Origin of the sequence: Candidatus Nitrosotalea sp. FS, from assembly GCF_011319475.1 — an archaeon.
GTDB lineage: Archaea > Thermoproteota > Nitrososphaeria > Nitrososphaerales > Nitrosopumilaceae > Nitrosotalea.
In genome coordinates this window covers 1-5950 of record NZ_RCMC01000066.1, presented here as the reverse complement: position 1 = coordinate 5950, position 5950 = coordinate 1, and the positions used below count along the sequence as shown (strand labels likewise).

The following is a 5950-nucleotide window of genomic DNA, read 5'->3' as shown; positions in this document are numbered from 1 at the left end:
ATTCAAAAAAACAGCTCTTGTGAGAGTTCGTAAAATTACGAGCAGAAGAGAAACTACCTTGGCACATCAGTTTTATTTTTTTTCCAGTGTAATCAGCCAGCCACAAGGAGGTATCGGTTGAACCAAAATATTTCGGAAGAGGAAAATTGTTATCTTCAGAATAAATTATGTTCTGGTCAGATACCCAATCATAAAATTGATATTTTGTATTCCGATAATCTGAATCACTTCTAGTGTTGTTTGTAATCTGGTTGGTAGTATTGCCGTTTATATCATACGTGTACAAATTTGAGGATACAGATCCATCTGAATTATGGTTCTCTCCAGAAAATAACACATACTTACCTGATGGGGATATTCTAAATGCATAATGTGAAGTAATTGGAAGAGTGTATAGTTTTTCCAGCGTGGTGCCATTAAAATGAAGTATTACAGCGGGGTTTGCAGCGATAATGAATCTTCCGTCTCGGCTCCAATCGTAGAAAGAAAGAATATGATCCGGTAAGCCAAGTAGTTGCGGTATCTGGGAATGGCTCATAATTTGTTCAACTATTGGCTTAGAAAAGTTTCTCGTGTCTGATTTTACCAAAGTTGATTCATTACTGGTCTGGTTTGTTACGAGTGAAACAGGAACAAGTAACAAATATGCTAGAACTGATATTAGCACACCAGAAATAATTATGCAATAATGTATAGTTTTCATTTCTTAAATTCTAAAACCAGATTTCATTCTATAAAATACTAGTATTGACATGATTCCTGTCAACAAGACAGGANAAAAGGAAACTCAGGAACTGCTACCGTATTTTGTTCCGCAAAAATCCATTTGTTACCATCAAATTGCCATGTTCCGGAATCATTGTAGGTATCAGTCAACGAAGGTGTGGCAGTCGTGTACGGCTTTCCGTCATAATAGTATGAAACTTCTAGGGTCATGTTAACCGATTTAAATTCAAGGGCTCCATGAGAATAGCTGTTAGAGAGTGCAAGTGTGCATTTTTCATGCGGTCCAATGTCAAAACCTCCGCCCTCACTTTCCGGCATGTCATTACCCGAGATAAGTTTGTAACCAAAATATTGCAGCTGTACAGTTTTGTTTTGTGTATTATACAAGTCAAACCATTGTGTACCAGACGAGATTGGCTGCACCGAATCGCTAAAGCAGCTCTTGTTTGTGCCGCTGGTATACTGGTGAAGCGGCTCACAGGAATTGCCAGAAATATACGAACATTCAACTTTGCGATCCGGAACCAAGTTTGTGAGACAGCTGTGCTGCGGATAAACTNTATACGAACATTCAACTTTGCGATCCGGAACCAAGTTTGTAAGGCAGTTGTGCTGTGGATAAACCGCAGGCTGTGACGTGCATGTTGTGTTGTCTGGCAGGAACTTGAACTGGCTTGCAAGCTCAACCTGACTTAGTATTACAGGCGGGCAACAGGGGGGCCATTCAGGAGGGCTCAAGTTTTTTACAGTTGTTGTATGGGTTGTAGTAACACTCTTGTTTTCTGCTACAAATGAATCTGGTTCTGCTGTTGAGCTTGCGCTGTTAAACGTTAATACTCCAAGTATGACGACTAGCAAAAGTAGAGTTCTCATTTCCTAAATTTCATTCTATAAAATCCAATGGCAGAAACTATCCCAATCAATAAAACTGGAACCGAAAATGGAAATTCAGGTACTGTTGATGTACCTGATATCTTCAAACTTTGAATGCCAGAACCTGACCATGGAATTGTCATTGTCCTGCTCGTATCGGTTTCACCTTCTCCAAAACTGACAGATGTCCCGTTGCGGGTCACAACAAATGGCGAAAGGTTACTAACTCCAGGATTACCAGCTATTGAATCTGACAGTGTTCTTGGTATCGTGACTGTAATTGATCCATCATTTGTAGTGTTGACCAAAATAGCAATTGATTTGGATCCAACATCTGCTGTGACATTGATAACCTTTCCATTTTCTATTGTATAGGGCATAGAATAATTTGTCCCTGTAACATTAAGAACTGGCATTACTCCAGACGACATTTCATTATTACAATCAAGCAATGATTGAGAACCTACTTCGTATCTAGAGTCAACCATGTAAAAACCTGAATTTATCATAGTGGAATTATATTTTGCAGATCCAAGTACGACAAAAAAATCAGTTTCAATCTTTGTATTGTTGATATTGCCATAATCATGACCGACATCTACTAATTGATTAAATCGCATGTCGTCTGGAATTATGCCCAAGTTTTGAAAATATGCCTTTATTGCAGCACTCATGGCACAGTATTCTGTATGATTATCACTCAAATTTGACGGTACCGTATTTGACCATGGTACAGCTTTGCCGGATACTGGATATGATTGCCCTGTCCCAGATGATTCATCCATAACAATATGAGAATAAATCTCACCTGATGTATCGTTGTATTGCTCTACAGTATATCGATACCATATAGATGAAGAATCAGTACTGGCATAAGATGAACCTAAAAATGAAATGTAAATAACAAATGTCAAAAGTGTAATTAGAGAATAAGATGATATTTTCATGTTATACCGGTACTGGACTGACACGGTTTAAAAAACTGGTGGAGAATTCTTCTAGTATGAATAGGGTTTTTAGTTATTTAATGGCAAGATTTGACCAAACAAACTCAAGTCCTGTCTAGGACCTACATTGATCATTTTGAAACCGAACTGATTCATTTGAGATGTATCATTCTGAAGAGTTAGAACATAAAAGTCGGTTTGAAGTTGTGTGGGTGTGCTCACTCCTTCAGGACCCGCAAGCAAATATGAAGAATACCTCACCTCGAGCACGGTAACACCATGGTTTGTGAAGTATTCTCTGATTGTGGTTCCATTGAACCAAGGTTTGTAAGCAGTTTCTGATATGTTGGTTGGAATATAATTTGACCATGGTACGCCTTGGTGTGCATTTGATCCAGATTCAAAAGGATCTAGTACTGTATATCTAAACCAAACAGTTGGAGTCAACATATTGCCCCATCCTCTCTCAATCAATTTTTGACCAGTACCTGGGTGTACACATGCTGGAGAACTGTCTTTTGCTTTGAAAATTAACTGCAATCCTTTGTTACATGTAATGTTCTTCGCCATAACTCCATGTTCTGATTGCTCCAATGGAGGTAGTGTTTTGAGCAAGTCAGGCGGAACTGCTTGAAGTGCAGGAAATGTAAGAGGGTTATACATAGTCAAATTTGCAGTATTAGGGTATGGTGGCTGGAAACTAGAAGTGAGATTTCCAGATGTTGCACTTGCGGTTGAAGAAATCCCAACNCAACCAGTGACAAGATGACAATTATTGTGAGATGTGTAGATTTCATGATTCTAATATTTCAAACAAAAATCACGACTTCAAGAATCTTCCATATCCCACCACTCCGTTTTCACTCACAGTCCAGGTAGCAGGTTTTATCCACAAGTTGTCAAGGCTGTCTGTCTCAAGGTATAACGTTGGAAGCGTATTTGACGGAGGAGCTTGAAGTGATGCAGGGCCTGCAATTGCTTTTCCAGAAACTGGATCATATGTACTGCCATGACATGGACACTGTCCCTTGTTATTTCCACCACGTACGCTCACAGGTACGTATTTCCACATGCACCACAGATGCAAACAGATTGCACTGTATACACGAAATGCAGTGACATCATCTACACTTCCTCCAAGATCTTCAGGCAACCGAATAAGATTCCACTTTCTAAATGCCTCTTGGTCAAGAACCGTATCTCCAGTTGCTGGATATGTGATAAGCTCCTGATGATTTACTGGAAAAGTTTTCAGGTTTGCCAAAGTGCCGTCTGATAAAACAACCTGCGCTTTTTTTGGAGATGCTGTATCTGGGTTTGGCATGAATTTGCCCCATTGTATAAAAGGTGTAAATGCCATGGCTACNACTATTGAAATCATAAAAATAGAAAATTTTGAAATGTGTAGAGTTTTCATGGGGCAATAACTCGTGATGGTCCCAAATCTATCATGCTGGCTTGCCAGTCCGAGAATTCCGTCCCATAATCATGAACAGGAGCTACCTTTAGACGAATATCCACATTATCTCCTACTTGCCAAGGAACATTGATGGTGTCTATTGCAGTTGTGGTGTGAGATTCGTATGGTGGACTATCCAGAACAATTGGGCTCATCTGTCTTACACAAAACAGTCCTTTGCATGCATAAAATCCAGTTATGGCAACAGTGTACTTTGTACTGAAGCTTATCAGATAGGGACACTTGCACAACATGGTTGGTGGGGATTTGCTCACATATGCATTGACGCCATAGGTATTTTCTTTTGCAACAGGAGTGAAAACATCATAATAAGTCAAAAGTGTCAGTGCTAAAAGTACTACAGGTATTACAGAGCCAGAAATTATTAGAATAAGATACTTGTTCATTGCCAAAATGTACTGGACTCACATCTCTTAAAAAATTGGTGTATGATTCTTCTAGTTTTTAACACTGATTTTGAGAGGTTTCATTTCTCACAGTCTGTAGTTGTCACAAGTTCATGGGGTATTAATCATGCGTAATACTTTTCATACTGAAAATCTCTTATTCTGTGCTTGAGAGGTATTACATTCTGGTACATAGTTTTCTTTTCGATTCTAACTACCAATTTTTCTCTTGTATTTCCAACATCAGAAGATAACACTCCACGATATGTAATAGTCGGACCTACTAATTCAACATCTGGTGGCTTTGTGCTACCGTTTGTAAATGTAGGAACAGGACCGTGGGGGATAGCAGTAAATCCTGTAACAAATAAAATCTATGTCACCTGTACTGGTTCCGATTATCCATATGGAAGACTTCCTCCTAATGCTATTGCAGTACCGTTACCTATACCTGGCAAAGTATTCGTAATAGATGGTAATAATCAAAATGTTGTAACCAGTATTACAGTTGGAATGAATCCTAGAAACATTGTAGTCAATCCTGTAACAAATATGATCTACGTAACTAATGAAAATTACAAATCAGTTTCAGTAATAGATGGACAAACTAATAATGTGGTTAAGACCATAAGCGTAAGAAGTCAGCCTGAAGGTCTAGGACTAGATACCGTTTCAAACAAGATATACGTGGCCAATATAGAAGACAATTCAATATCTGTGATAGACGGTGTTACCAATGGAGTTGTTGACACCATACATCTTGAAAATATTTCTCCATTACAAGTGACGGTCAATGAGAATACAAACAAAGTGTATGTCACTGATGGAACCAATGATACCGTGATAGTCATAGATGGTTCCACTGATAAAATATTAGAGTCCATACAAGCAAGATTGAGCACTCAGTTTATTGCGGTAAACAAGGTAACAAACAAGATATACGTTTCCGGTCCTTCTGCAACTTTAGCTGTAATAGATGGATCAGACAATAAAGTGATAAACACCATAAAGATAGGAGAAGATTCTACATCTATTGCTGTCAATGATATTGCAAACAAGGTATACGTCACAAATAGGGACTCTAATTCTATTTTGGTTATTGACGGATCAACTGATAGTTATCTACAACAACTTGGACCGGCAAATACAGATTATGGCATAGCTGTGAATCCTAATACTGGTAAAATATACACTTCAAGTTACGGTTCTGCGTCTGTATGGATAACTGACGATCCATCTTCACACACATCTAATTCAGTGTACATGTCTCCATTAAAACAAGTACAATCTGGCATCTTATCAAAAGATGTAAAGTGTAAGCAAAATCTCATTCTAGTTATAAAAACAGAAAATAGTTCCCCTGCATGTGTGAAACAGACAAGTGTCACAAGGCTTTTGGCCCATGGTTGGGTCCTTACAAACTCTTGAAGTATAACCGAAATCAGAGTTAATCTAGACAAAACATTTTATGATTTTATTGAATAGAATGTACATTCTGTGGCAAGGATGTTCATTTTTTGGTTCCATCATACCTAATT

Annotated in this window: 5 protein-coding genes and 1 pseudogene; 1 reads left to right on the top strand and 5 read right to left on the bottom strand. The window is 38.3% G+C overall.

Going from position 1 to position 5950, the window contains the following annotated elements; all coding sequences use genetic code 11:
* The 5 genes and pseudogenes from DYY66_RS02970 to DYY66_RS02945 form a co-directional block, all read right to left on the bottom strand.
* Positions 1–703 (bottom strand): hypothetical protein (locus DYY66_RS02970; protein WP_166286083.1); only part of this gene is annotated, 703 nt, incomplete at its 3' end.
* A gap of 74 nt (positions 704–777) precedes the next feature.
* Positions 778–1254 (bottom strand): hypothetical protein (locus DYY66_RS12955; protein WP_255496016.1); only part of this gene is annotated, 477 nt, incomplete at its 3' end.
* 341 nt (positions 1255–1595) lie between these two features.
* Positions 1596–2546, bottom strand: a complete 951-nt coding sequence (locus tag DYY66_RS02960) for a hypothetical protein (RefSeq protein WP_166286079.1) — start codon at positions 2544–2546, stop codon at positions 1596–1598.
* Positions 2547–3366: 820 nt separating this feature from the next.
* Positions 3367–3912: pseudogene (locus DYY66_RS02950) on the bottom strand (ubiquinol-cytochrome c reductase iron-sulfur subunit); the annotation flags it as partial.
* A gap of 47 nt (positions 3913–3959) precedes the next feature.
* A complete protein-coding gene (locus DYY66_RS02945; RefSeq protein WP_166286075.1) occupies positions 3960–4412 on the bottom strand; it encodes a hypothetical protein in 453 nt (150 codons plus the stop codon).
* Positions 4413–4580: 168 nt separating this feature from the next.
* Between DYY66_RS02945 and DYY66_RS02940 the strand changes: the two genes are divergently transcribed.
* Positions 4581–5840: a YncE family protein gene (locus DYY66_RS02940; protein ID WP_166286073.1), complete on the top strand. Its 1260-nt coding sequence runs from the start codon at positions 4581–4583 to the stop codon at positions 5838–5840.
* Positions 5841–5950: the final 110 nt, after the last annotated feature.

Excerpts from the sequence above, each read along its gene's own strand:
- DYY66_RS02960 (WP_166286079.1), bottom strand. The coding sequence starts at position 2,546 with ATGAAAATATCATCTTATTCTCTAATTACACTTTTGACATTTGTTATT.
- DYY66_RS02945 (WP_166286075.1), bottom strand. The coding sequence starts at position 4,412 with ATGAACAAGTATCTTATTCTAATAATTTCTGGCTCTGTAATACCTGTA.